The following is a 25,837-nucleotide window of genomic DNA, read 5'->3' as shown; positions in this document are numbered from 1 at the left end:
TCAGTTCAATCAGTGAATACGGAAATTTACGTTTTGCCAAGGGTTTGCCCGGCTTGCCCTTGCAGAGAAACGGTCCGCAGCGGTAAGGAACGTTGCATAACAGATCGCGGAGCCAGCGCCTTGAAACCCAGAAAATTCCCAAAGATCAACACCGCCCTTGAAGAATTGGGGGTGAAACTGGTCGACAGAGTTACGGAACAGGATGAACGGGCGCGGCTGGAAGCCTTCGAGGCTGCGGGTGGCTTGGCGCGTCCTGCATATGCGTTGTCCCCGGGAATGGAGGGTTTCGACATTTCACAACTGGTGGCGGAATACGAACGTCACAAGGCAGCCTTGGAGGCACTGAAAGATCCCGCGCGCAACCAGACCGGCTATTGCCCAGAAAATGGTTACTATGACAGCCCGGATGCGGATGCTTTGTATTTGATGATCCGTCGCTTCCAACCCAAGCGGGTGATCGAAGTCGGATGCGGCAACTCTACCCGTGTAACCCGACAGGCGATCATCGATGGCGGGCTGAACACCACCATTACAGCAATCGACCCTTATCCTCGTGCCGACATTGCCCATGTTGTGGATCGGTTCGAACAAGAACGACTCGAAGAAACGGACCCGGCACTGTTTGCAGAACTGGAGGCCGGAGACGTTCTGTTTATCGACTCCAGCCATGTTGTGCGGATGAGCAACGACGTCGCCCATCTTTTCTGTCGCATCATACCGACGCTTAAACCTGGGGTGGTGATCCACGTTCACGATGTGTTTTTGCCCTACGAATATCCCAAGCGCTTCTTCTATGATTGCCCAGGTTGGGGAGAACAGTACATGCTGCACGCGTTGCTGCAATCTGACGCGTATTCAATGCTTTGGCCGGGATACTACCTGCAACAGGATCGGCCCGATGCCGTCGCGGCCTTGCCGTTTCTGTCCACAGGGCGCGCGCAGAGTATCTGGGTGCAGCTCAGAGAAAAATGATTTCAGAGTGATCCACAGCGGCAAAAGGTCCGTATCCCTTTCCATAACACGCTGGAGAGGAGAAGACAGCTATGTTCCGTCGCACATTCATGGGCGCAGCCGCCGCACTTGCATTCGCTATGCCACTCAAGGCTCAGGCCGCCGACATCGTTGACACCGCCGTTGCCGCCGGGTCCTTCAACACATTGGTTGCCGCCGTTCAGGCCGCAGGGCTGGTTGACACCCTGAAAGGGGATGGTCCGTTCACCGTATTTGCACCCACAGACGAAGCCTTTGCCGCGCTTCCTGAAGGTACTGTTGAGACGCTCTTGAAACCTGAAAACAAGGATCAACTGATCGCCATACTGACCTATCACGTGGTTCCGGCCAAGGTTATGTCCGGTGATATTGCCGGCAAACGCGCCAAGGTTCTGACCGTTCAGGGCGATCGGCTGAGCGTCAATGCCAAAAACGGCGTGAAAGTGAATGACGCCAAAGTCGTGCAGGCAGATATTGAAGCCAGCAATGGTGTCATCCACGTCGTCGACGCGGTGATCCTGCCGGAATAAAGTCTGGTTTCTGAAAACAACAAAGCCCCGGCGATCGACCGGGGCTTTTGCTTTTCAGAGATGATTGATCAGACCAGACGAACCTGCGTGCCGACCTTGACCAGCGGATACAGTTCTTCGACATGCTGGTTGTACAGCCCGATGCAACCTGATGAACTCTGGCGACCGATCTTTCGCGTGTCGTGCGTTCCGTGAACCAGATATGCAGGCCAACCCAGATACATGGCGCGGGTTCCCAGCGGGTTGCCGGGGTCGCCACCTTCCATCCGAAGCGGCAGCGAAGGGTCACGTTCGCGCATTGATGCCGTGGGTGTCCAGCTTGGGAATTCGGTTTTGCGCACGACTTTCGTGTACCCGCGTTTGGTAAGCTCTTCGCTCATGGGTACGGAACTTGGGTACAGTTTGTATGTGCCGTCAGGCCCCCAGTAATGGACGGCGCGGCTGGTGATATCGGCCAGCAGGCAACCAGCGCCCACTTCATCGAAATGGTCCTGCCAGTTCTGCTGTGAGAAGGACGATACGTTGCGCCGCACCGGCAGTTGCGTACTGATTGCGTCTTCCGTTTCCGGAAAAGCATCCGCGCTTTGTGCCCGAACAAGGGCAGGTGTCGCCATCAAAGAGGCCACGCCCAGCAAGGCAGAGCGACGGGTCATACGGGATTGGGACAAGGGTGCCTCCGGTAGGTTCACTGCTCGGTATATTGTTGACGCCAAAATATGAGCATTGTTCGCATTTTTCCAGAGTGAACCACCTGAATTTCTTGTGAGCGAGTGATGGAAAGCAGGTTTTTCGGCGGAAAGATGCGAAAAGCCCGGCCGTTGAACGGGCCGGGCCTGAAAACTTCGGGGCTGTTGGATCAGTCCATAGCCTTGAAGTTGAACTCGCCACCTTCCTTGATGCCCGACGGCCAGCGTGCGGTCACTGTTTTGGTGCGGGTGTAGAACTTGAAGCTGTCCGGGCCGTGCTGATTCAGGTCGCCGAACATAGACTTTTTCCAGCCGCCAAAGGTGTGATAGGCCAGCGGAACCGGGATCGGAACGTTGATGCCCACCATGCCGATATTGATCCGGCTGGCAAAGTCACGCGCGGTGTCGCCGTCACGGGTAAAGATCGCGGTGCCATTGCCGTATTCGTGATCCATCGCCAGTTTCAGCGCTTCTTCATACGAACCCGCGCGCACGGTGGACAGAACCGGGCCAAAGATTTCCTGTTTGTAGATGTCCATCTCGGGGGTCACGTTGTCGAACAGATGCGGGCCGACAAAGAAGCCGTCCTCATAGCCTTGCAGGCTGAAGTCGCGGTTGTCGACAACCAGTTTCGCACCCTGTTCCACGCCCGAATTGATCAGGCCCAGAATGCGTTGTTTCGCTGCGGCGGTCACAACCGGGCCCATGTCGACATCATCGCCGGCAGTGTAGGGGCCAACCTTCAGCTTTTCGATACGCGGCACCAGTTTTTCGATCAGTGCGTCCGCGGTCTCTTCACCCACGGGAACAGCCACCGAAACCGCCATGCAGCGTTCGCCTGCCGCACCGAAACCGGCGCCAACCAGCGCGTCCGCGGCCTGATCAAGATCAGCGTCGGGCATGACGATCATGTGGTTCTTGGCGCCGCCGAAACACTGGGCGCGTTTTCCGTTCGCCGTTGCGCGGCTGTAGATATACTGCGCGATCGGGGTTGAGCCGACAAAACTGACGCCCTGAATGATCTCGCTGTCGAGAATGGTATCAACCGCTTCCTTGTCGCCGTTTACGACCTGAAAAACACCTTTAGGCAAACCGGCTTCGACGAACAGTTCGGCCAGCATCAGGGGCACTGATGGGTCGCGTTCAGACGGTTTCAGAACAACGGCGTTACCGCAGGCCAGAGCGGGGCCGACGTGCCAGAGTGGCATCATGGCCGGGAAGTTGAACGGCATGATCGAGCCGACAACACCCAAAGGCTGACGCATGGAGTACATATCAATGCCGGGGCCCGCGCTGTCGGTAAACTCGCCCTTCAGCATCTGTGGCGCGCCAATGCAGTATTCGATCACTTCGAGACCACGCTGCAAATCGCCCTTGGCGTCTGGGATGGTTTTGCCGTGCTCGCGGCTCAGCGCTTCGGCCAGTTTGTCCATGTCGCGGTTCATCAGGCCGACCATGGCCATCATGACGCGCGCACGTTTTTGCGGGTTGGTTGCACCCCATGCGGGTTGGGCGGCGGCGGCGGCCTCGATCGCGGCGGTGGTTTCCGTTGCACTGGCCATAGGGCACTTGTATTGAACTTCGCCCGTTGCCGGGTTGTAGACGTCGTCGAAACGACCGGACGTTCCGGCGACCATTTCGCCGTTCAGGAAATGGGTCAGGTCTTGCATCAATAGCTCCTCCAATAGATTTGCGCGCAGAATAGGCTTGCAGAAATCTCGCGAACAGAGGCAATGTCTCAAAAGAGTATTGCAAAAATGCAAAAGGGATCAAAATGACCCCAAATTGGGATGATATGCGGATTTTCCTGGCTGTTGCTCGAGAGGAAAGCCTGTCTTCCGCAGGTCGCATCCTGAAGATCGACCCTGCCACCGCCGGTCGGCGCATAGCACGCTTGGAGGCAACGCTTGATTCCACATTGTTCACCAAGTCGCAGCAAGGCTATGTTCTGACCCCGGCGGGACAGCGGCTGTTGGAACACGGGCTGCACGCAGAAGAGGCGATGCGCGCGGCAGCCGGGGCGGTAACAGGACCGACGAAATCGCTGAGCGGACAGATCAGGATTGGCGCGCCGGACGGTAGTGCCAACTACCTGCTGCCTCAGGTTTGTGCAAAAATCAGCGATGCAAACCCTGATCTGGACATTCAGATCCTGGCGCTTCCGCGTGTGATCAACCTGTCCCGTCGAGAAGCAGATATGGCAGTCACGGTCAGTGCGCCGACTGCCGGACAGCTGCTGGTGAAGAAAATCAGCGACTACAAGCTGCACATGGTCGCGACCGAAGAGTATCTGAAGCGACATGATCCGATCCGGAACATCGCTGACCTGAAGGGCCACAGGTTGATCGGCTATATCCCCGACATGATTTTTGACCGGGAACTGGATTACCTGAATGATATTGGCGTTGACCGTGTCGCTCTTGCATCGAATTCGGTGTCGGTACAGTTGCGACAGGTCTGCCTGGGAACTGGCGTTTGCGTGGCACATGATTTCACGTTGCCGTTCCACCCGGGGCTTCGGAAAATCCTGACGGATCAAGTGAGTTTGACGCGCAGCTTCTATCTGGTCCGGCATCAGGGAGACCAGCGCAATGAGCGGTTGAACCGATTTGCTGATGCCCTGACACGCGGTATTCGCGAGGAAGTGCTTCGTTTGGAAGCAGGCCCCGACGCTTGACAGGTCGCGGCAATCGCGCAACGCTTTGGAATAAGTGTTATTATTCCGGAGGTATTCTTCATGCTAGTACAGGCCATCCTGAAGTCCAAAGCGACAGATGGTGTCGTGACCGTGGCGTCAACGGCGACAATCTCAGAGGCCTCGAAGATTCTTGCGGACAAGCGCATCGGTACGGTCGTTGTTTCCGACGACGGAGGCGAAACCGCGGCCGGCATATTGTCGGAACGTGACATCGTCCGGGAACTGGCGGCCAGCGGCAGCGGTTGTCTGGATCAACCGGTAAAATCATACATGACACAGGATCTTGTGACGGCGACTCGTCAGACCACGGTAGAAGACATCATGTCCCGCATGACCGAAGGGCGTTTCCGCCATATGCCAGTGGTTGAAGACGGAAAACTCGTAGGTATTGTCACTTTGGGTGATGTGGTGAAAGCCCAGCTTTCCGAACTTGCGATGGAAAAAGATGCTCTAGAAGGCATGATAATGGGGCACTGACGACAAGGGTTGCCCAAGCAATCACTTGCACCTGCAGCAAAGTTATGTTTGCTTGCGCAGAAATTTTGTTGCGCAGGAGGGCGCGATGCGGGTTGGATTGTATCCTGGAACCTTTGATCCCATCACGATGGGGCATATCGATATCATCCGTCGGGCGGCAGCTTTGGTGGATAAACTGGTTATCGGTGTGGCCATCAATCGGGACAAAGGCCCTCTGTTCTCGTTGGAAGAGCGCGTTGCCATGATCGAGGCGGAATGCGCCCGGCTTTCGGAACAGACAGGAACCGAAATCATCGCGCATCCCTTCGAAAACCTTCTGATTGACTGCGCGAGGGATGTCGGGGCGCAAATCATCGTACGGGGCCTGCGGGCGGTCGCCGATTTCGAATACGAGTTTCAGATGGTCGGCATGAACCGCGCTCTGGACGATTCGATTGAGACCGTCTTTTTGATGGCCGAAGCGCGCCATCAGGCAATTGCGTCCAAGCTGGTGAAGGAAATCGCCCGGTTGAACGGGGACGTGTCGAAATTCGTCACGCCCCGAGTCAATGAAGCGCTGAAACAGCGGTTAGGCTAGGGCACCCATTGCGGCCGCTGTGTCCAGCATGCGGTTCGAGAAACCCCATTCATTGTCATACCACGCCAGCACACGAACCAATGTGCCATCAGTGACTTTGGTTTCAGCCAATGAAACGGTCGAGCTGTGCGGATCGTGATTGAAATCAATGGAAACCAGAGGGCGGCTTTCCGCCGCAAGCACTCCGGGAATTTTGGCGGCTGCATCGACGAACAGTTGGTTGACCTCTTCTTCGGTCGTGGGGCGTGAAACCTCGGCCACAAGATCAACAACCGAGACATTCGGGGTTGGAACACGGATGGCCTGACCGGTCAGTTTCCCTTTGAGTTGCGGCAGCACCAGACCCACGGCAGCGGCTGCACCGGTTGTCGTAGGGATCATCGACAGCGCCGCTGCTCGCGACAGGTAGGGATCTTTTCCAACTGTATCATGCACCGGCTGGCTGGCAGTGTAAGCGTGAACCGTGGTCATGTTGCCGTGCTTGATACCAAGGCCGGCATCCAGAGCCGCAGCAACAGGAGACAGGCAGTTGGTGGTGCAGGACGCGTTTGAGACCACCAGATCCTCGGCGGTCAGTTCGCTATCGTTGACACCAAAGACGATTGTTTTCACACCGCCGTCGCCTCTGGCAGGGGCAGAGATCAGAACTTTCCGGGAGCCGTTTTTGAAGTGACGTTCCGCCGCTTCGCGCGTACGAAACACGCCCGTGCATTCCAGAACGACGTCAATATCTGACCAGGGCAGATCCTCGGGGTTGCGCTCGCTGCTCAGCCGAATTGGGCCACGACCCACGTCCAGACCAGCATCGTTGAGCGCGACCGGGTTGGGGTAACGGCCGTGAACGCTGTCAAATTCAAAGAGATGCGCGTTCATGTCGGGTTTGCCAAGATCGTTGATCGCGACGATCTCAACGTCCGTACGTCCGCTTTCTATCACCGCGCGCAGAACCCCGCGCCCGATCCGTCCAAATCCGTTGATCGCCAGTTTCAAGGTCATGGTCTGCTCCGTCCAAAAGTCTCAGCAATATGAGTTAGCGCTAACAAAGCCAGATCAAGCGAAATGTCAAGGAAAACCTCAGTCACCGCCAGAAAGCGAGCCAGTCCAGAAAGTCGTAAAGCTTCTTTCCGAGGAAAAGCAGATGTTCGGTCCCGTGCAGCGTCACATCCAGCATCATGCCGCCGAGCAGAAAAAGGCCGAGCCAGATAGCGATTTGGTTGGTCATTGCTGTCCCGAACGTAAAATGCCCGCTCAGATAACCTGAGCGGGCATCAAGGTACAAGCGAAGTCCGAAGGGTCAGTTAAGGCGGCCCATCGCAACAGCTACGTCGGCCATGCGGACCGAGAAGCCCCATTCATTGTCATACCAGGCCAGAACGCGGACCATACGGTCATCGACAACGCGGGTCTGATCCGGTGCAAAGATCGAGCTTTCCTCAGTGTGGTTGAAGTCGGTCGACACCAGCGGAGCGGGCTCATATCCCAGAACGCGCTGCATCGGGCCTTTGGCGGCCTCTTCGACGATCGCGTTGATTTCGGCCGTCGAGGTGTCACGCGAAGCACGAAATGTCAGATCAACCGCCGAGACATTCGGAGTAGGCACGCGGATGGCAGAACCGTCCAGACGACCCTTCAGGTTCGGCAGAACTTCACCCAGCGCCTTGGCCGCGCCGGTCGAGGTCGGGATCATCGACATTGCAGCAGCGCGAGCACGGTAGAGGTCGCTGTGGCGACGGTCCAGAGTAGGCTGGTCCCCGGTGTAGGCATGGATGGTGGTCATGATGCCGTGTTCGATGCCGACGCCTTCGTCCAGTACCTTGGCCAGCGGAGCCAGACAGTTCGTTGTGCACGAACCGTTGGATACCATGTTGTCGTTGGCGGTCAGGGTGTTGTGGTTCACACCGAAGACGATGGTCTTGTCGACATTCTTGCCAGGAGCAGACAGAAGAACCTTGCCGGCACCACGCTCCAGGTGGGTTTTCGCCTTGGTTCCGTCATTGAATTTACCTGTGCATTCCAGAACGACGTCGCAGCCTTCCCAATCCAGATCGTTCATGTCGTAAGTCGAAAACATCTGCATCGGGCCTCGGCCCAGATCCATGGTGTTTCCTTCGATGGCAACCTCGCGCGGGAAACGCCCGTGAACACTGTCATATTTCAGCAGATGCGCCGAGGTTTCCAAAGGGCCAGTTGCGTTGACTTTGATCACTTCGATGTCGTTGCGCCCGGACGCGGCGATGTGCGACAGGGTGCAGCGGCCAATACGGCCAAAACCATTGATACCGACCTTGATGGTCATATGACGTCTCCAGATGCGCTTGCTTTGAGGGCCATATAGCGGCGAAAAGGGAATCTCAAAAGGGCAAAAACGGCATATTTTTAAGGTGTTAGCGCAAACCTGCGCCGGTTGCGCTAACGCTTGCGCTAGCCGTTGGATCAGGTAGGGTCCGGTTTGCAGCAGCAGATGTGAAGGGAAACGCGATGAGTGGTCTTTTGGCCCTGTTGGACGATGTGGCGGGCATTGCCAAAGTTGCGGCGGCATCAGTGGATGATGTGGTTGCAGCAGCAGGCAAGGCGGGGGCCAAAACCGCTGGTGTGATCATTGATGACGCAGCGGTGACACCGAAGTACGTGCAGGGCTTTGCCCCGGCGCGTGAACTGCCGATCATCTGGCGCATCGCGCGCGGTTCGGTCTTCAACAAGATCATACTCTTGCTGCCTGTGGCTTTGTTGCTGGCCAATTTTGCACCGTGGCTGATTACGCCTTTGTTGATGCTTGGTGGGTCATATTTGTGTTTTGAAGGGGCCGAGAAGATTTTTCATGTTCTGTTTCCTCATGGAAGCCATGTCATTGAGGAAGACATGAAGAACCCCGACCCGGGCCATCTGGAGGAACAAAAGGTCAAGGGCGCCATCAAAACGGATTTCATTCTGTCTGCCGAGATCATGACCATTGCATTGGCGGCGATCGAAGCCCCGAACCTGTGGATGCAGGCCGCTACTTTGGCCGTTGTGGGGATTGGCGTGACGGTGGCCGTCTATGGGTCGGTGGCGTTGATCGTGAAGATGGATGACGTGGGGCTGTTTCTGGCGAATAACGCTCCAACTCCTGTTGGTCGTGGTATGGGCCGCGGCTTGGTCAAAGCGATGCCCGGGGTGATGAAAACCCTGTCGATTGTGGGAACCGCGGCGATGCTGTGGGTCGGCGGCTCAATTGTGATCCATGGGATGGAGGTGTTGGGCTTTGGATGGTTGGGCCATCATATCCACGATTGGGCCTATGCAATTGGGCATTCGGTTTCTGATCAATGGGTTGGCGCAGTTGAATGGATATCCAAGGCCACGATGGATGGCGTATTTGGTTTGGCCTGGGGATTGGTTTTGATCCCGTTGGCGACCCGGATCATTTCACCACTGTTAAACAAGAAGGCGAAACATTGAGTTGACCCGTTATCGTCTGGCCGCGATGATTGATGGCCCTCTGGTTCGGCAAGTCGGTAAGCGCGGATCAACCGGCGGAGCTTCATTTCTATCTGCTTTGAGTGTTGCGGTCGACGAAGTCCCATTCGATGAAACTGATCTGTATGGTTTCTTGCATTTTCGTATTGATACCGCGTTCACGGCGCAGAAGCGTAGTAATTGGTTCGGGGGACGCTTCTACAACGCTTTGGTGGGACAATCGGCCACCTATGTTCCGCTGTCCGGAACACATCTTCGCCAGGCGTTGTCTTACCTCGGTTTGCAAGCCCCTGAGAAAGTGGTGGTGCAAGGACGGTATGAGTTGCGTTTGGATTACGCTCTGAAAGCCTACGAAGAACTTGCACTTCGGGTTAACGCTGAACCCAATTGAAAAGGGCGGCCAAGGCCGCCCTTTGCTCGATCAGGTGGGCCTGTCTCACAGTCCCAGCAGTTCCTTGACTTTGGCAACGGTTGCTTCGGCTGTGATGCCGAAATGCTTGTACAGCTCACCGGCAGGGGCCGAGGCGCCAAAGCTGGACATGCCGATAAAGCCTGCCTTGGCTTCGCGGCCACGCTCGCCCAACAGCCAGCGATCCCAGCCACCGGCGCGCACGGCGGCCTCGATGCCGACGCGAACCGGACCGGCGGGCAGCACGCGCTTGCGATAGGCTTCGTCCTGCTGTGCGAACAGCTCCATGCAGGGCATGGAGACGACGCGGGTGCCGATGCCTTCGGCCTCGAGCATCGCCTTGGCTTCCATTGCCAGCGAAACCTCTGAACCTGTTGCAATCAGGATCGCCTGACGCTTGCCCTCGGCCTCGGCCAGAACATAGGCGCCTTGCGCGGTCAGGTTCTTGGTCTTGTGATCCTTGCGCACGGTCGGCACACCCTGGCGGGTCAGCGACAGCACCGAAGGACTGTCTTTGAAGGTCAACGCCAGTTCCCAGGCTTCGGCGGTTTCGATCGTATCGGCGGGGCGGAACACATAGGTGTTCGGCGTCGCGCGCGAGATGGCCAGATGTTCCACCGGCTGGTGTGTTGGGCCGTCTTCGCCCAGACCGATCGAGTCGTGGGTCATCACGAAAACCGACGGGATCTTCATCAGTGCCGCAAGACGCATCGATGGGCGGGCATAATCGGTGAAGGCCATGAACGTACCGCCATAGGGGCGGATGCCACCGTGCAGGGCCATACCGTTCATCGCTGCGGCCATGCCGTGCTCGCGGATACCGTAGTGAATATAGCGACCCTTGCGGTTTTCCGGCAGGAAGACACCCATATCAGCCGACTTGGTGTTATTCGATCCGGTCAGGTCAGCCGAACCACCAATGGTCTCGATCATGATTGGGTTCACAACGTTCAGAACCTTCTCAGAAGAGGCGCGGGTGGCCAGTTTCGGCTGTTCTTCGGACATCTGCTTTTTGAACGCACGAATGGCACCAGCCAGTCGCTTGGGGGCCTCAAACGCATAGGCGCGGTTGAACTCGGCCTGCTTGCGCTCGGACAGTTGCGCGAAACGTTCTTCCCAAGCGGCACGCTCGACTGTGCCACGTGCACCAATGGCTTTCCAAGCGGATTTGACGTTGCCAGGAACTTCGAAAGCGCCGTGGGGCCAGCCATAGGCCTCTTTCGCGGCTTCCAGCTGATCCTGATCTGTCAGTGCCCCATGACCTTTCGAGGTGTCCTGTGCAGCATGACCCAGAGCGATGTGGGTTTCACAGGCGATCATGGTTGGTTTGTTCGACTTCTTCGCCTGAACGATGGCTGCATCGATGGCCTTGGGGTCGTGGCCGTCGATTTCGATCACATGCCAGCCCGAGGCCGCGAAACGGCGGACCTGATCGGTGCGATCCGCAATATCGACAGTGCCGTCGATGGTGATGTTGTTGTTGTCCCAGAAGACGATCAGTTTGCTCAGCTCATGGCGGCCGGCCAACGTGATCGCTTCCTGACTGACACCTTCCATCAGGCAGCCGTCGCCCGCGATCACGTAAGTATAGTGATCCACGACTTTCTTGCCGTAATGCGCGCGCTGGATTTCCTCGGCCATGGCAAAGCCCACCGCGTTGGAAATGCCCTGACCAAGCGGGCCGGTTGTGGTTTCAACACCGTTGATCAGAAAGTTTTCGGGGTGACCCGCGGTCTTGGCGCCCAACTGGCGGAAGTTCTTGATCTCTTCCAGCGTTACATCGGCATGACCGGTGAGATAGAGCAGCGAATAGACCAGCATCGAACCATGGCCAGCCGACAGGATGAACCGGTCACGGTCCGGCCAGTTCGGGGCGGAGGCATCAAATTTAAGGTGCTTTTCGAATAGAACGGTCGCAACATCGGCCATGCCCATGGGCATGCCGGAATGGCCGGAATTTGCGGCGGCGACGGCGTCAAGGGTCAGGGTGCGGATTGCCGCAGCTTTGTCCCAGTGTTCGGGGTTGGCTTTGCGCAGCGCAGTCAGGTCCACGGGCGTTGTTCCTTTGGATAAAAAGCAGATTGCGGGCTCAATACCATTCAGCACCCAAAGTGCAAGCGGAACCGGGCCTTGATCGCACTGGGCGGGTGAAGAGTGCGGTCCAAGTAGTTGAAACCAAACAGTGGGTATTTTCTGTCGCATTCCGTTAGACTGTCAACAAGCGGGATTCGGTTTTGATTCGGATCACTTCGCGACAGAATGAACCTTGATAAAGAGGTGACAGGGGCATGAGCCAGATAGAGGAATTACAACACCGCATTGTAGCTGCGATGGACCGTATCAGCGCGGGCGTCGAAGCAATGGGCGATGCGTCCCGGAATACCGGGGCGGATGAGAGGCTTCAGGCCGAACTTGAAGACGAAAGAGTCGCCAATGCACAGCTTCAGGAGCGCCTGAAGACCCTGAAAGAGCAGCACGAACAGCAAGTGGACGAGTTGCGTGCCGATCTGGAGGAGTTGAGGACAGCCCCAGCAGACTCTGACGAAACGGATGCGTTGCGCGCTGAGCTGGAAGAAGCCAGGGCAAAAATCACGTCTGTTGAAGCGGCCCGTGCCGAGCTGGCCGAGGCCAAGGCTGCGTTGGACAACAGTGCCGAACTGGAAGCGTTGAAGTCCGAGAACGAAAGGATGCGCGCAGAGCTTGACGGAATCGGAGATCTTTCCGCGTTGAAGGCCGAGCTTGAGCAAATGCGTGAATTGCTTGCTCAGGCAAAAGAAGTTGAAGCGGAAAACAGCCGCCTCAAGGCAGAGCTTGAAGATACCGAGCGGGTCAATGAACTGAGCGCAGAGCTTGAGATGCTGCGGGTCGAGAGGGCCAGCCATGGTGCTGCAATGTCCCGCCTTGATGACGATCTGCAACGTATGCGCAAGGCGAACGAGCAGTTGCGGAACTCGGTCGAAGAATTGCGTTCTGCGGCCGCAGAAGGGCTGACGGATGCTGAATTGCTGAACCGCGCCACAGTCGCCGAGTTGGAGGCGACACGTGCCGCGCAGGCTTCGGACGCCGCCGAAGCACAGGCCGTGCTGGCACGTTTGGAACCTCTGTTGTCGCAGGCGAAACTTGTTGAAGGTGAGGTAGAGTAATGCCCGAGGTAACCATTCATATCGGCGGGCGCGGTTTTGATGTGTCCTGCCGGGACGGGGAAGAGCCCTTTCTGCACGCTGCTGCCAAGATGCTGGATGACGAAGCGCAGGTTTTGTCCGATCAGATCGGGCGGATGCCGGAAGCGCGCATGTTGCTGATGGCCGGTCTGCTGCTGGCTGACAAGACAGCGGCAACGGAAGACAAGGTAAAGGCGTTAGAGGCCAAGCTGGCCGAGGCCGAGGCCGAGCTTCAATCGCTGCGAAATGCGCCTGCGCCGGAACCCGAGCGCATTGAAGTCGCGGTCGTCCCGCCTTCCGTCACGGATACGCTGGCAGAGCTGGCGGCACGTGCAGAAGCGCTGGCTTCGGTGGTTGAGGAGAAAACGGCACAATGACGTACCTGCGCAATCTCTTCTGCGGTGCTTTGCTTGTTTTCCCGGCAACAGCTGCACTCGCCGAAATCGACATTCTGTCCGTTACATTTACCTGTGAGAACGGAGTTCCGTTGCCGGTGACCTATTTCAACGCGCTTGACGGATCAGGCGCGGCGGCGACGATGGTGGACAACACTCTGGTTGCGATGCGCCAGGTCGAAAGCGGGTCGGGCATCCGCTACGAATCCGTTGGAGATCAAGGAACCTATATCCTGCGGTCAAAAGGCTGGAACGCAGCAATCAGCTATTTGGCGGCAGGCGCCGCCAATGAGCAGGTGATTTATCAGGACTGTTCCAGCCGGTAGGCCGGATTACGCGTTTGCTTCGCGGATTTTGTCGGCTGCTTCCTTGTTGTAGCCGACACCGTTTTCTTCAAACAACGTGTCCAGTTCGCCGGACAGGGTCATTTCGGTGATGATGTCGCAACCGCCTACGAATTCGCCTTTAACATACAGCTGCGGCACGGTCGGCCAGTCGGAATAATCCTTGATGCCCTGACGCACGTCTTCGTCGGCCAGTACGTTCACGTCGGTGTATTCAACACCCATGTAGTTCAGAACACCGGCAACACGGGACGAGAAGCCACATTGAGGCATTTCCTTGGTGCCTTTCATGTACAGCACCACGTCATTGGCTTTGACGGTTTCGTCGATCTGGGTTTTTACATCGGTCATTTTGCGTTTCCTTTGCTCTTCGGCATCATAGCTTTGGCGTAGTCTTGAGGGTCTTTGGGGACACGATATTGCGTGGAATGCCCTCCGTCAGACCCGCCTGAATCATAGTTTGCGTGGATTGTGCGATAACCTATCCCAGGAAGCGATCCGCGCTTTGGTTGCGGTTCGTTTTTGGATCGGCTCCAAGCCAATAGCGCGACAAGCACGACAAAGACAGTGACCGCAATTGAGATTACAATCGCATGTTCCATTTTACTCCGGCACTTTGGTGGTCAGCGCCAGCGCGTGCAACTCACCATCTGGGCCATCCATCTTGCCTTTCAGCGCGGCATAAACGGCACGCTGCTGTTGTACCCGGTTCTTTCCGCGAAAGCTCTCATCCACCACCATGGCAGACATATGAACACCGTCCTGGCCACCGACCTGAATCTCGGCATCAGGAAAGGCTTCGCGCAGCAGGTGTTCGATTTCGTGGGCGCTCATCGGCATGTAGGTAACTCCAGAAGGTCTTTCCCAAGATGTAGAGCGCATGAACCATCCGTGCAAGGGCGCTGGCTCATGCAATAACAACGAAACCCCCACAGGATAACAGCGCGGGTTTCCATTGGTTTTCGTGTGGCGTTGTCAGGCTACGGCCTCGGCAAAGCTGTTGCGGTAAACTGCGGCAAGTTCATCAAGCGAGGCTTCCGAGCTGCCGATCTTGACCGTCTCGCCGGTGAAACGACCAACCGCATTCAGCGGAACGCCGGCCTGACCGGCCGCAATCATCAATGCCTCGGCCTGATCGAAGTTGCACGCAACAAGATAGCGGGCCTGATCTTCACCGAACAGGAACTCAGTCGGCGCATCGTCCAGACACACGCCAACGCCTGCGGCTTCCGCCAGTTCGAAGGCAGCCTGAGCAATACCGCCATCGCTGAGGTCGGTGCAGGCCTTGATCATCTCGCGGTTGGCGCGGATGAAATCACCGTTGCGCTTTTCGGCATCCAGATCGACATGAGGTGCATTGCCGTCTTCGCGATTGAAGACCTCTGCCAACAGGGCGGACTGACCCAGATGCCCCTTGGTTTCACCTATCACCAGCGCGACATGACCTTCGCGCACCTCGTTGCCGATGACCTCGTCAGAGTGCTGCAACAGGCCGACTGCACCAATAGTGGGGGTGGGCAGGATCGCCTGCCCGTCGGTCTCATTGTATAGAGACACGTTGCCCGACACGATCGGCATGTCCAACGCGTCAACGGCGGCGCCGATGCCCTGAATGGCACCGACAAACTGGCCCATGATCTCGGGCTTTTCGGGGTTGCCGAAGTTCAGGTTGTCCGTGGTGGCCAGCGGCTTTGCGCCAACGGCGGTCAGGTTGCGATAGGCTTCGGCCACGGCTTGTTTGCCGCCCTCAAAAGGGTTTGCGCGCACATAGCGCGGGGTCACGTCGGATGTGAAGGCAAGCACCTTGTCGGTACCGTGGACGCGAACCATGCCCGCACCCAGACCCGGCGTACGGACGGAATCCGCCATCACCATGGTGTCGTACTGTTCATAGACCCACTGCTTGCCTGCGTAGTTGGGCGAAGCGAGCAGAGCGCGCAGCCCGTCAATCGGGTCGATCTGAGGCACTTCGGCCAGTTCCTCTGCCTCTGGCGTAGGCTCCCATGGGCGGTCGTATTCCGGCGCGGTAGAAGACAGTTTGGATAGAACCAGATCGGCTTTGACTTCGCCGTTATGTATGATCAGGAAGCGGTCTTCGGCAATCGTTTCGCCAACGATTGCGAAATCAAGATCCCATTTTTCGAAGACGGCGCGGGCCTCGGCCTCAAGCTCGGGCTTGAGGACCATCAGCATACGCTCCTGGGACTCGGACAGCATCATCTCATAGGCTGTCATGTTTTCTTCGCGCTGGGGGACATTTTCCAGATCAAGACGCACGCCAAGGCCGCCCTTGTCGCCCATTTCAACGGCGGAACAGGTCAGGCCCGCCGCGCCCATATCCTGGATCGAGATCACCGCACCGGTCCGCATCAGTTCCAGCGTCGCCTCCATCAGGCGTTTTTCGGTGAAGGGGTCGCCGACCTGCACGGTGGGGCGCTTTTCTTCGATGGTGTCGTCGAACTCGGCGGATGCCATGGTTGCGCCGCCCACGCCGTCGCGACCAGTTTTTGCACCTAGGTAGACGACGGGCATACCTACGCCCGAGGCAGCCGAGTAGAAGATCTTGTCACTGTCGGCCAGACCGGCTGCAAATGCGTTCACCAGGCAGTTACCGTTGTAGGCAGGGTGGAAGCGGACTTCGCCACCGACGCAAGGCACGCCAAAGCAGTTTCCGTAGCCGCCAATCCCTTCGACCACACCATTGACCAGTTGGCGGGTCTTGTGATGGCCGGGTTCGCCAAAGGACAAAGCGTTCATGGACGCGATGGGGCGTGCGCCCATCGTGAAGACGTCGCGCAGGATGCCCCCCACGCCGGTCGCAGCACCCTGATAAGGTTCGATGTAAGACGGGTGATTGTGGCTTTCCATCTTGAAGACCACAGCCTGACCGTCGCCGATATCGACCACACCTGCGTTCTCACCCGGGCCGCAAATCACCTGAGGCCCAGAGGTGGGCAGGGTGCGCAGCCATTTCTTCGAAGACTTGTAGGAACAGTGTTCGTTCCACATGGCCGAGAAAATGCCAAGCTCGGTGAAAGTAGGTTCACGCCCGATGATCTCGTGGATCATGTCGTATTCCTCGGGCTTGAGCCCATGTGCAGCAATCAGATCGGGTGTGATGGCGGGCTCTTGCATCTTCTGTCCTGTGTCCAAGTGGGCCGAGATTGCGCGCCTTGTAGGGCAAGCGCGCGCGTGTGGAAAGGGTCAAGACGGCGCAGGTTGCTTCTTTCAAAGAAAAACGGAACCGGCATCACTGCCGGTTCCGAAGAAACGCACCGCAGTACTGGCGCAAATCGAAGGCGTAAACCGTGAAGGTTACGCTGACCCCTGGTCTTTGTTGAGTTGAGCTGCGGCTGCGGCACCTACAGCGGCCTTCTGTTCCGGGGTCAGGTTTTCGGCTTCTTCCTGCCCCGGCATCGCAACGCGCACCTCACGGCGGGCAAAGTCGATGCCGTTTTCCTTGAAGGCTGCCTTGACCCGGTTGAAGATTTCCTTGCGCAGTGTGAATTGTTTTCCGGGCTTGGCCATGAACTTGCCGCGGATGATCATGCCGACATCGTCAAAGTCGAACACGCCCTGCGATTTGAAGGGTTGCAGGAAGCCATCCTTGTGGGTCTCGTCGGCCATCATCTCGGCACCGATCTTCTTGAAGATCTTCTTGACCTTGTTGGGGTCGGTATCAAACGGCACGGTGAATTTCAGCTTCATGATAACCCAGTCACGGCTGAAGTTTGTCAGCTTCTGAATCTCACCATATGGGATCGTATGCACGGCACCTCGATGGTGACGCAGCTGCATCGAGCGAACCGAGATCTTTTCGACCGTTCCCATCGTGCCGCCGACGTCGACATATTCTCCAACGCGGAAGGCATCGTCGATCAGGAAGAATACCCCGCCCACGATATCAGCGACCAGCTTCTGCGCGCCAAAGCCGATAGCCAGGCCCAGAACACCGGCACCGGCCAGCAGCGGCGTGATGTTGATGCCTAATGCTCCCAGTGCCAGCAGGCCAAAAATCACGGCAATTGTGATCTGGGCCGTTATCCGCATCAGGGGCAAAACGGTCGCCAGACGAGATCCACCGGCACCGCCGCCTTCACCGCCTGCTTCTTCGTCCAGCTCCTCGGCCGCAGTTTGTTCCCTTGCCAATCGACGGTTGATCCACAACGAGACGACCTCGTTCAGGATATAGCCAACGGCGATGATCAGCAGGAACTCAATCACAGCACCGCCGACTTCGGCACCAACACCGGCTGAGGCGACATTGCGCAGGTCAAGGTGCCACGCGCGTGCGATCATGAAAACCACGACCAGGCCCGCGATAACGCGACCAATCCGGATATAGCTGCGTTTCGCAGAACGGTAGGCGCGTTCGGCAAGAGGGCCTTCGCCCGACATGGGGGGTTGCAAATGCCGCACCAAACCACGGATCAGCGTGTCAAGCGCGGGGACGATCAGCAACCAGAACAAGGTTGTGAAATGCGCACCGTTGGTCAGCAACCTCAATGTCGATGGGTCGCGCTGTGCGACCAGAAACTCAACCAGCAGCCAGATCGCCACCGAAACGCCGATGGCAAAATAGGGGTAATAATGCGCGACTTCTTCATCGAACTTCGTATGGTCCGGGTCCGTCCCCAGCATCATTTGCGAAAGCCCTTCGCGAGCAGTCCAGGCGATTACGGCGATATAGATGTGAATTGCGGCGTTCAGCCAGAAGCCAATGCGGGTATCGTCACCCGTGATGCCATTAAGCGCGTTGAACCGAACGACGAACAGCGTGAACCCGATCAGGATCAACAATCCGATCAGGTTGCGATGCAGGTACTTTGCCCAGTGGTCGTCTATATTGACCAACCGGAATTGAGGTTTCTCCGGTGCCAGAACAAAGCGTGACGCCGCTGCACCCAAACGCGGCACCCAGATAAGATAAAATACAAACGGAGCGGCATAGGTGATCTGTTCCGTTGTCAGAAGACCGCGGCCGACCGCGCGTATCACGACATAGAATACGATCAGCCCGGCGATTTCCCGGCAGAACCGACGAAACAGGTAGCTGACGGCGCCCCAAAGGTCGGCCTCGTCCGCCGCTTCGGTTGCCTCATGCCAGCGGCGGGTCAGGAATATAAACAGCTTTTCAGCAATAAACCCGACAACAAGCACTGAGAGGATAAGCCCGAACAGAGTAAAGACACCAGTCGTTCCGAACGTGTCACTAAAATTGCTGAACGCGGTTATCTGTGCCGTGACAATGTTGGGAACGGTGGTCAGAACATGAGTCCAAGACGTGACCATCTCTGCCCAGATATCGCTTATTTCCGTCAATGGGTCTTCTACGTTCGCCTTCTCGGCGGCTTGTTTTTCCGCCACGGCATCAAGGCGTTCCAATAGAATGGCGCGAACCTGGTCATCGGACATACGCGCGACCAGATCGTCGACCTGTTCGGGTGTCAGGTCTTCCGGAATGGTCACGGTAGAAGTTGAACCGGTGTCTTGTGCGTATAGCGGCACCGCCAAGAATAATGCGGAGATGATCGCCAAAACGAGGCGGGGTAGGTGGAACATGTATTTTCCCTCAAACACGAAATTGTATCGTTTTTTTGGGATCATATGCCTATGCGTGTTTTTTTCCCAGAGCTTTCGCTGGTTTAATGTAATGCCCTGGGCAAAAAAAAAGGCCGAGCTATAAGCTCGGCCGTAGTCCAACAGGGAGGTATGAAGATGATGAGCGTTTCAGCATCACCGCCTTCGAGTGCTCATTTAGGGGTCAGTTTGTGAACGTTCAAGATAATTAACCCTGTGATCTCTTCATGTCCGATATGCTGCATGCGCATAGCTACAGTTTTCCCATCTGTTTCAGCTGTTTGCGCTGCGCGATGATTTCGTCCTGCACAAAATCTCGGAACGCGCCAACGCGTTTTGAGTGCCGTAATTCTTCCGGGTAGGCCAAGTAGACCGGGACATCTGCGGTTTCGATGTCTGACAGGATGGGCACAAGGTGCGGAAAATCCTGCGTGACATAATCGGGCAGGACACCGATACCCAGATTGTGCAAAACGCCCTGAAGCACGCCAAAATAGTTGTTCACCGTCAGCAAGGAGCCGGGATTATAGGTCATCAGGTGGCGCACCATGGATGCACTGGCTCCAACCTGCGGAGCCGCAGGGGTCTGACAGATCAGACGGTGGTCCTTGATTTCGTCCAGTGATTGCAGCATGCCGCCATGGGTCTCGATATAGTCCTGGGTCGCATACAACATCATCTGAACTGTCATCAGACGTTTGCGCACCAGATCAGCCTGGCTTGGCTCTTTCATGCGGATGGCGACGTCGGCCTCGCGCATTGGCAGGTCAAGAACGCGTTCTTCAAGCATCAGGTCGATGTTCAGGTCAGGGTATTGCTCGTACAGCTTGGGCAGGCGCGGGGCTAACCAGAGTGTTCCGAACCCGAAAGTCGTCGTGACCCGCAAGACACCAAAGACCTCTTCTTCGCTGTCCCGAATACGCGCAGCAGCGGCATCAAGCCGTTTGGACATGGCGGATGTGGCGTCGAACAGCAATTCACCCTGTTCAGTAAGAATCAGCCCCCGGGCATGACGGTGGAAAAGAGTGGCATCCAGCGACTCTTCCAGTGCACGGATCTGTCGGCTTACGGCGGATTGAGACAGATTAAGCTTGTCTCCGGCGTGCGTGAGGCTGCCGGCATCGGCCACCGCGTGAAATATTCTAAGCTTGTCCCAATCCATCGCCGCAACTTTCGTTATCTTTCAGAAGCCCTATATGAAATAGGTAACAAGTTCTACATTCAAAGGACGAAATCGTTACATATCAGTGGATAAATTCTATACAGGTCAGAAATTATGACCTAAAATGAACCTAAGTAAAGCACACTGATCTGACGAGGGGAGACGTCTGATGAGCCAGCCACAGATAACGCTGAACGACCGGTTCGATCTTGAGAAAAACCCCGTTCTTCTGAACGGAACACAGGCGCTTGTGCGCTTGATGCTGATGCAAAAGGCCAGAGACCGGCAAGCGGGTCTTAACACCGCGGGATTGGTCACTGGATACCGCGGGTCTCCTTTGGGGGCAGTAGATCAGCAAATGATGCGGGCTCAGAAGCCGTTGGCCGAAAGCGACGTCACGTTTCAGTTCGGTTTGAACGAAGATCTGGCAGCCACCGCACTTTGGGGCAGCCAGCAGGCGGGTCTGCGCGGCGACAGCAAGTTCGATGGGGTATTCGGGCTTTGGTATGGCAAGGGTCCGGGCGTTGACCGATCCGGTGACGTCATGCGCCACGCAAACATGGCGGGTACAGCCAAACATGGCGGTGTGCTCATGGCGATGGGTGATGACCATACCGGCGAAAGCTCGACGGTGCTGCATCAGTCCGAATGGTCGCTGGTCGACATGTATATGCCTATCGTCAGCCCTGCTGGCGTTCAGGAAATCCTCGATTATGGAATTTATGGATTTGCACTCAGCCGTTTCGCGGGTGTCTGGGTCGGCCTGAAGACGATGAAGGACACGATCGAAGTCACCTCGGTCGTGGATGGCAGTCCGGACCGAATGCAGGTGGTCATCCCTGAATTCGATATGCCGGATGGCGGATTGAACATTCGATTGGGGGACACGCCGCATCTGCAGGAAACGCGCGTTATCGACTACAAGAGGTTCGCGGCCGAGACGTTTTCACACGCCAACAAGCTGGACAGGCGGATGTGGGGTAAACCCGGCGCCAAGATAGGCTTTGTCGCGGCAGGCAAGAACTGGCTGGACCTGACACATGCACTTTCGCTTCTGAATATTGACGAAGCCGAGGCCGAGCGTCTGAGCATTACCACCTACAAGGTGGGGCAGACTTTCCCGCTGGATATGGCCGGTTTCCACGACTGGGCCGAGGGGCTGGACCTGATCGTGATCGTCGAAGAAAAGCGCAAGCTGATCGAGGTTCAGGTCAAGGAGGCCATCTTTGACGACCGGCGCGGACGCCGGGTCTATGGCTGGTACAAAGGCGGTGCCGGGACGTTGCACCGGGAAGAACTGTTCCCGACGCGGGGTGCGCTTGACCCGATCATGATCGCTGAAAAGCTGGGCGAAATCCTGATTGAAGAGGGGCGCGAGACAGATGGTATCCGGGCCGGGCTGGCGTCTTTGTCAGAAGCGCGCCGGGCTGACAACGCGCAGGAAATTGCGACACGGCTTCCGTATTTCTGTTCCGGCTGTCCACACAACAGTTCGACCAAGGTGCCGGATGGCAGCCGCGCCTATGCCGGCATCGGCTGTCACTACATGGTACAATGGATGGATCGCGAGACGACCGGATTCACGCAAATGGGCGGGGAAGGCGCGAACTGGATCGGCGAGGCACCGTTTTCGACAACCAAGCATGTGTTCCAGAACCTTGGCGATGGCACGTACAACCATTCGGGCGTTCAGGCGATCCGGGCGGCGTTGTCCGCAGGTACCAACATCACCTTCAAGATCCTGTTCAACGACGCGGTCGCCATGACCGGCGGGCAGGACAATGAAGGTGACCTGACTGCCGAACGGATTGTTGCCGAGGTCAAGGCAATGGGTGTCCGAGAGGTGGCTCTGGTTTATGACGAAAAGGAAGACGTCAACTTCAAGGCTTTGCCCGCCAGCGTTCAGACATTCGAGCGAGCCGACCTCATGCAGGTGCAGGAGAAGTTTCGCGAGATCGAGGGTGTTTCGGTCATCGTTTATGTTCAAACCTGCGCCGCCGAAAAGCGCCGCCGCCGCAAGCGCGGTACATTCCCCGACCCCGACAAGCGGGTGTTCATCAACACCGATGTATGCGAAGGCTGTGGTGATTGCGGCGTACAGTCAAACTGCGTTTCGATCGTTCCCCAGCAAACTGAACTGGGTCGCAAGCGTGCCATTGATCAATCAAGCTGCAACAAGGATTTTTCATGCTTGAACGGTTTCTGCCCGTCTTTTGTGACGCTTGAGGGCGCGAAAATTCGCAAGGAGGCGACGACCGAAATTGATCTGCCGGATCTGCCAAAACCGGATCTGCCGAAGATCACCGGCACGCACAACGTCGTGATTACCGGTGTTGGCGGTACGGGTGTCGTCACCATTGGCGCCATCCTGGCGCAGGCGGCGCAGATTGACGGAAAAGGCGCGGGCATGATGGAAATGGCGGGCCTGGCGCAGAAAGGCGGCGCAGTTCACATCCACTGCAGATTGGCCAACCGCCCCGAGGACATCAGCGCGATACGTGTCGCCACTGGCGAGGCCCATGCACTGATCGGCGGTGATCTGGTGGTCTCGGCCGGCGCAAAAACGTTGGGCCTGACGCGTACCGGACGTACGGGTGCCGTCGTGAACAGTCATGAAACGGTGACTGGCGACTTCACGCGTGATACCGAGTTCAGCATTCCGACGGATCAGCTGGAACTGGCCCTGCAAGCGCGGTTGAAAGAAGATGTCTCTCTGTTTGATGCGACCGAACTGGCGCGCGCAGTGATGGGGGATTCAATATATTCCAACATGATGATCTTCGGCGCGACCTGGCAGCGCGGATTGTTGCCGGTCAGCCATCAGGCGATATTTGAGGCCATTGAGTTGAACGGCGCAGCAGTCGAACGCAACAAGCGCGCGTTTGATGTCGGCCGTTGGGCGGTTCTGCATCCAGACGAAGTACAATCCATCCTTTCCCCAACCCTGGCTGAAATGCCCAAGTCACTGGACCAAATCACTGCGTTCCGTGCGCAGCACCTGACGGACTATCAAGGTGCACGGCTGGCCAAGCGGTACCGCAAGCTGGTGGACAGTGTAGAGGACGCGGATGTACGCGAAGCGGTGGCAAAAGGCTATCACAAGCTGTTGTCGTACAAGGACGAGTACGAAGTTGCGCGCCTTCTGCTGACCAGTCGGGAAAAGGCGGCGGCAGAGTTTGATGGTGACTTCAAGATGACCTTCCATCTGGCCCCGCCGATATTCGGAGGATCGGGCAGCAACGGCAGGCCAAAAAAGCGTGCGTTCAGCGAATCCATCATGACTGCGTTGAAACTGTTGACCAAACTGAAAGCGTTGCGCGGGACGCCTCTGGACATTTTCGGGTATTCATCCGAACGCAAGATGGAACGCGCCCTGATCCGCCAGTATGAAAAGGACATGCGCGAAGTTTTGCCCCTGGTGTCGCAGGAGACGCGTGATGCGATTTCCGCTTTGGCCCGCTTACCGCTGGATATCCGCGGATTTGGGCCTGTACTGCGGGAAAATGAGGCCAAAGCTGCCAAGCGGAGAGAGGACCTGCTGGCATCCATCCGCAGCGGTGGGCCTGAATTACAGGCCGCAGCGGAGTAAATCGTCACTTGGGTGTCACGATAGCTGGTCAAAACTGCTGCTTGCATTTATTTTGCGCGCAGCAAAACGGAGCCCTACATGTCTTCTCGCCGTCATGTCGTTCGTGACATCTCGTATGCCCATTCCGCCGAAACCAGGGGGGGGCGGTTGGTTATCAGGCTGATGGAAAACTCCACGGGCCGGTTGCGTCTGATAAAACGGGCGGACGGGTACGAGAAAGAGGTCGCAAAGGGTCGCGATTTTTGGTCGGTTATGGTCGATCGCTATGGATTGACCTTGGATGTCGTTGGTGGCGCACTGGCGAATATCCCCAAAGAGGGTCCCCTTATCCTGATTGCAAACCATCCGTATGGAATTCTGGATGGCCTGATGATGGGTCACATTTTATCTCAGACCCGTGGTGATTTCCGAATTCTTGCAAATCGCGTTTTCCGCAAGGCCGAAGACCTGAACCGTATCGTTTTGCCAGTTTCGTTCGATGATACGAAAGAAGCGTTGAAGCTGAACCTGGATACGCGAAAAACCGCGTTGAACTACCTTGGGGATGGTGGCGCGATCGGGATTTTCCCTGGTGGTACGGTCAGCACTGGCGTTAATCCGTTCGCGTATCCCATGGATCCGGGTTGGCGCGGTTTTACGGCCCGTATGGTAGCCAAATCCAACGCCACTGTAGTTCCGGTTTTCTTCGACGGGCACACCTCACGTCTGTTTCAGATCGCAAGCCATATGCATAACACACTGCGCATGGGACTGCTGATCAAGGAATTCAAAAAACGTGTCGATACCCCGGTCAATGTGGTGATTGGCGCGCCGATCGGACGCGACATTCTGGACCCGCTGGGCAAGGATACGCGCAAGATGATGGATTTCCTGCGCAAAGCGACGTATGAGCTGTCTCCGACACCGCTGAAGTCGTATGACTATGGCTACGAGTTTGAGGAACGGCATCGCGCCTGAAGGGGCTAATGGCAGTAGGTATCTTTGATTCCGGATTGGGCGGTCTTACCGTCCTGAGCGTCGCGCAGACACGTCTGCCTGACGTTGATTTCCTGTATTACGCGGACAGCGCGCATGCCCCGTACGGTGTGCGCGATGCCGAGGACATCTATCAGCTGACCCGAAAGGCCGTGCAGGACCTTTGGGATCGCGGCTGCAATCTGGTGATTCTGGCTTGCAACACCGCCAGTGCGGCGGCGCTGCGTCGGATGCAGGAAGAAGGCGTGCCCGACGGCAAAAGGGTTCTCGGTGTCTTTGTTCCATTGATCGAAGCCCTGACCGAACGGCAATGGGGCGACAATTCCCCACCACGCGAAGTGGCGGTCAAGCATGTCGCCTTGTTCGCCACGCCCGCGACTGTATCCAGCCGGGCCTTTCAGCGCGAGCTGGCGTTCCGGGCAATTGGCGTGGATGTCGAGGCGCAGGCATGTGGTGGCGTTGTGGATGCCATTGAAGACGGTGACATGATCCTGGCCGAGGCGCTGGTGCGCAGCCATGTGGATGCTCTCAAACGCAAGATGCCCGAACCGCAGGCAGCCATTCTGGGCTGTACGCATTACCCGCTGATGGCCGAAGCATTTCAGGCGGCATTGGGACCTGACGTACAGGTCTACAGCCAGGGAGCGCTGGTTGCTGAAAGCCTTGCGGATTACCTGCGTCGCCACCCCAACATGTTGGGTAACGGCCCGGGAGGATTCCTGACAACGGGGAAACCCAATGTGGTGAGCGATCGGGCGACCCAGTTCCTCCGACGACAAATCACATTCGAGGCCGCCTGACTTAGGTC

At 57.0% G+C, this 25,837-nt stretch carries 24 protein-coding genes; 13 read left to right on the top strand and 11 right to left on the bottom strand.

The features are described 5' to 3' along the window. Nucleotides 1-120: 120 nt before the first annotated feature. Together AC2FEB_RS03070 and AC2FEB_RS03065 are read left to right on the top strand one after the other, a co-directional pair. Nucleotides 121-972 carry a class I SAM-dependent methyltransferase gene (locus AC2FEB_RS03070; protein ID WP_496672978.1) on the top strand — a complete coding sequence of 284 codons (852 nt, stop codon included), beginning with the start codon at nucleotides 121-123 and terminating at the stop codon, nucleotides 970-972. A 71-nt stretch (nucleotides 973-1,043) separates the two neighbouring features. Beyond that, nucleotides 1,044-1,520, top strand: a complete 477-nt coding sequence (locus tag AC2FEB_RS03065; protein WP_117869073.1) for a fasciclin domain-containing protein — start codon at nucleotides 1,044-1,046, stop codon at nucleotides 1,518-1,520. A 68-nt stretch (nucleotides 1,521-1,588) separates the two neighbouring features. Here the strand turns inward: AC2FEB_RS03065 and AC2FEB_RS03060 are convergent, their stop codons facing one another. After that, nucleotides 1,589-2,173 carry a L,D-transpeptidase gene (locus AC2FEB_RS03060; protein WP_205511967.1) on the bottom strand — a complete coding sequence of 195 codons (585 nt, stop codon included), beginning with the start codon at nucleotides 2,171-2,173 and terminating at the stop codon, nucleotides 1,589-1,591. Nucleotides 2,174-2,376: 203 nt separating this feature from the next. Then, nucleotides 2,377-3,876 (bottom strand): CoA-acylating methylmalonate-semialdehyde dehydrogenase, encoded by a 1,500-nt coding sequence (locus tag AC2FEB_RS03055; protein ID WP_496672981.1) that lies wholly within the window; start codon nucleotides 3,874-3,876, stop codon nucleotides 2,377-2,379. Between the two features lie 104 nt (nucleotides 3,877-3,980). On the opposite strand from AC2FEB_RS03055, the gene AC2FEB_RS03050 reads away from it, so the two are divergent. The 3 genes from AC2FEB_RS03050 to coaD all read left to right on the top strand — a co-directional run bounded on the left by AC2FEB_RS03050 (nucleotide 3,981) and on the right by coaD (nucleotide 5,958). Next, the gene (locus AC2FEB_RS03050; RefSeq protein ID WP_299896791.1) at nucleotides 3,981-4,883 is read left to right on the top strand and encodes a LysR family transcriptional regulator; all 903 of its coding nucleotides are present in this window, start codon (nucleotides 3,981-3,983) and stop codon (nucleotides 4,881-4,883) included. A gap of 60 nt (nucleotides 4,884-4,943) precedes the next feature. After that, nucleotides 4,944-5,381 carry a CBS domain-containing protein gene (locus tag AC2FEB_RS03045; protein WP_117869069.1) on the top strand — a complete coding sequence of 146 codons (438 nt, stop codon included), beginning with the start codon at nucleotides 4,944-4,946 and terminating at the stop codon, nucleotides 5,379-5,381. Nucleotides 5,382-5,466: 85 nt separating this feature from the next. Then, nucleotides 5,467-5,958, top strand: a complete 492-nt coding sequence (gene coaD, locus AC2FEB_RS03040; RefSeq protein ID WP_117869068.1) for a pantetheine-phosphate adenylyltransferase — start codon at nucleotides 5,467-5,469, stop codon at nucleotides 5,956-5,958. Here the strand turns inward: coaD and gap (AC2FEB_RS03035) are convergent. From gap (AC2FEB_RS03035) to gap (AC2FEB_RS03025), 3 genes are all read right to left on the bottom strand, one after another. Next, the gene (gap, locus tag AC2FEB_RS03035) at nucleotides 5,950-6,954 is read right to left on the bottom strand and encodes a type I glyceraldehyde-3-phosphate dehydrogenase (RefSeq protein WP_496883836.1); all 1,005 of its coding nucleotides are present in this window, start codon (nucleotides 6,952-6,954) and stop codon (nucleotides 5,950-5,952) included. The two genes, coaD and gap (AC2FEB_RS03035), sit on opposite strands and share 9 nt — an antisense overlap. An 82-nt stretch (nucleotides 6,955-7,036) precedes the next feature. After that, nucleotides 7,037-7,180, bottom strand: coding sequence for a hypothetical protein (locus AC2FEB_RS03030; protein WP_496883835.1), 144 nt, complete (start codon nucleotides 7,178-7,180; stop codon nucleotides 7,037-7,039). Nucleotides 7,181-7,252: 72 nt separating this feature from the next. Then, complete coding sequence (gap, locus tag AC2FEB_RS03025; protein ID WP_496672987.1) at nucleotides 7,253-8,254, bottom strand: type I glyceraldehyde-3-phosphate dehydrogenase; 1,002 nt, start codon at nucleotides 8,252-8,254, stop codon at nucleotides 7,253-7,255. A 182-nt stretch (nucleotides 8,255-8,436) separates the two neighbouring features. Here gap (AC2FEB_RS03025) and AC2FEB_RS03020 point away from each other — a divergent pair, with 182 nt between their 5' ends. Next, a complete protein-coding gene (locus AC2FEB_RS03020; RefSeq protein WP_496672990.1) occupies nucleotides 8,437-9,396 on the top strand; it encodes a DUF808 domain-containing protein in 960 nt (319 codons plus the stop codon). 1 nt (nucleotide 9,397) lies between these two features. After that, nucleotides 9,398-9,805, top strand: a complete 408-nt coding sequence (locus tag AC2FEB_RS03015; protein WP_496672993.1) for a hypothetical protein — start codon at nucleotides 9,398-9,400, stop codon at nucleotides 9,803-9,805. 45 nt (nucleotides 9,806-9,850) lie between these two features. Here AC2FEB_RS03015 and tkt read toward each other — a convergent pair whose 3' ends face one another. Beyond that, nucleotides 9,851-11,875 carry a transketolase gene (tkt, locus tag AC2FEB_RS03010; RefSeq protein WP_117872768.1) on the bottom strand — a complete coding sequence of 675 codons (2,025 nt, stop codon included), beginning with the start codon at nucleotides 11,873-11,875 and terminating at the stop codon, nucleotides 9,851-9,853. A gap of 236 nt (nucleotides 11,876-12,111) precedes the next feature. Here tkt and AC2FEB_RS03005 point away from each other — a divergent pair, with 236 nt between their 5' ends. Genes AC2FEB_RS03005 through AC2FEB_RS02995 form a run of 3 tightly spaced genes read left to right on the top strand, consistent with a single transcriptional unit; the run spans nucleotide 12,112 to nucleotide 13,705 of the window. Then, nucleotides 12,112-12,966 (top strand): hypothetical protein, encoded by an 855-nt coding sequence (locus tag AC2FEB_RS03005; protein WP_496672996.1) that lies wholly within the window; start codon nucleotides 12,112-12,114, stop codon nucleotides 12,964-12,966. Further along, nucleotides 12,966-13,361: a cell division protein ZapA gene (locus AC2FEB_RS03000; protein WP_117869062.1), complete on the top strand. Its 396-nt coding sequence runs from the start codon at nucleotides 12,966-12,968 to the stop codon at nucleotides 13,359-13,361. The genes AC2FEB_RS03005 and AC2FEB_RS03000 overlap by 1 nt, the downstream gene beginning before the upstream one ends. After that, nucleotides 13,358-13,705, top strand: a complete 348-nt coding sequence (locus tag AC2FEB_RS02995; RefSeq protein WP_299896810.1) for an MliC family protein — start codon at nucleotides 13,358-13,360, stop codon at nucleotides 13,703-13,705. Before AC2FEB_RS03000 ends, AC2FEB_RS02995 begins: the two co-directional genes overlap by 4 nt. A gap of 6 nt (nucleotides 13,706-13,711) precedes the next feature. On the opposite strand, the gene grxD is transcribed toward AC2FEB_RS02995, so the two are convergent. From grxD to AC2FEB_RS02970, 5 genes are all read right to left on the bottom strand, one after another. Continuing rightward, complete coding sequence (gene grxD, locus AC2FEB_RS02990; protein WP_117869060.1) at nucleotides 13,712-14,074, bottom strand: Grx4 family monothiol glutaredoxin; 363 nt, start codon at nucleotides 14,072-14,074, stop codon at nucleotides 13,712-13,714. A 252-nt stretch (nucleotides 14,075-14,326) separates the two neighbouring features. Next, nucleotides 14,327-14,563, bottom strand: coding sequence for a BolA/IbaG family iron-sulfur metabolism protein (locus tag AC2FEB_RS02985; protein ID WP_117869058.1), 237 nt, complete (start codon nucleotides 14,561-14,563; stop codon nucleotides 14,327-14,329). Nucleotides 14,564-14,698: 135 nt separating this feature from the next. Further along, nucleotides 14,699-16,858, bottom strand: coding sequence for a phosphoribosylformylglycinamidine synthase subunit PurL (gene purL / locus AC2FEB_RS02980; protein ID WP_496673002.1), 2,160 nt, complete (start codon nucleotides 16,856-16,858; stop codon nucleotides 14,699-14,701). A 180-nt stretch (nucleotides 16,859-17,038) separates the two neighbouring features. Further along, complete coding sequence (locus AC2FEB_RS02975) at nucleotides 17,039-19,285, bottom strand: mechanosensitive ion channel family protein (protein WP_299896818.1); 2,247 nt, start codon at nucleotides 19,283-19,285, stop codon at nucleotides 17,039-17,041. A gap of 271 nt (nucleotides 19,286-19,556) precedes the next feature. After that, nucleotides 19,557-20,465 (bottom strand): LysR family transcriptional regulator, encoded by a 909-nt coding sequence (locus AC2FEB_RS02970; protein WP_117869056.1) that lies wholly within the window; start codon nucleotides 20,463-20,465, stop codon nucleotides 19,557-19,559. 169 nt (nucleotides 20,466-20,634) lie between these two features. On the opposite strand from AC2FEB_RS02970, the gene AC2FEB_RS02965 reads away from it, so the two are divergent. From AC2FEB_RS02965 to AC2FEB_RS02955, 3 genes are all read left to right on the top strand, one after another. Next, on the top strand, nucleotides 20,635-24,054 hold the full coding sequence (locus AC2FEB_RS02965; protein WP_496673006.1) for an indolepyruvate ferredoxin oxidoreductase family protein: 3,420 nt from the start codon (nucleotides 20,635-20,637) through the stop codon (nucleotides 24,052-24,054). Between the two features lie 78 nt (nucleotides 24,055-24,132). Continuing rightward, nucleotides 24,133-25,011, top strand: a complete 879-nt coding sequence (locus tag AC2FEB_RS02960; protein ID WP_117869054.1) for a lysophospholipid acyltransferase family protein — start codon at nucleotides 24,133-24,135, stop codon at nucleotides 25,009-25,011. 8 nt (nucleotides 25,012-25,019) lie between these two features. Further along, entirely contained in the window at nucleotides 25,020-25,829 is an 810-nt protein-coding gene (locus tag AC2FEB_RS02955) for a glutamate racemase (protein ID WP_117869053.1), read from the top strand. Nucleotides 25,830-25,837: the final 8 nt, after the last annotated feature.

The sequence above is a fragment of the Ruegeria sp. YTSC106 genome, assembly GCF_059609765.1.
Note: the sequence above shows the minus strand (reverse complement) of the source record. Positions and strands in the feature narration are given on the sequence as shown.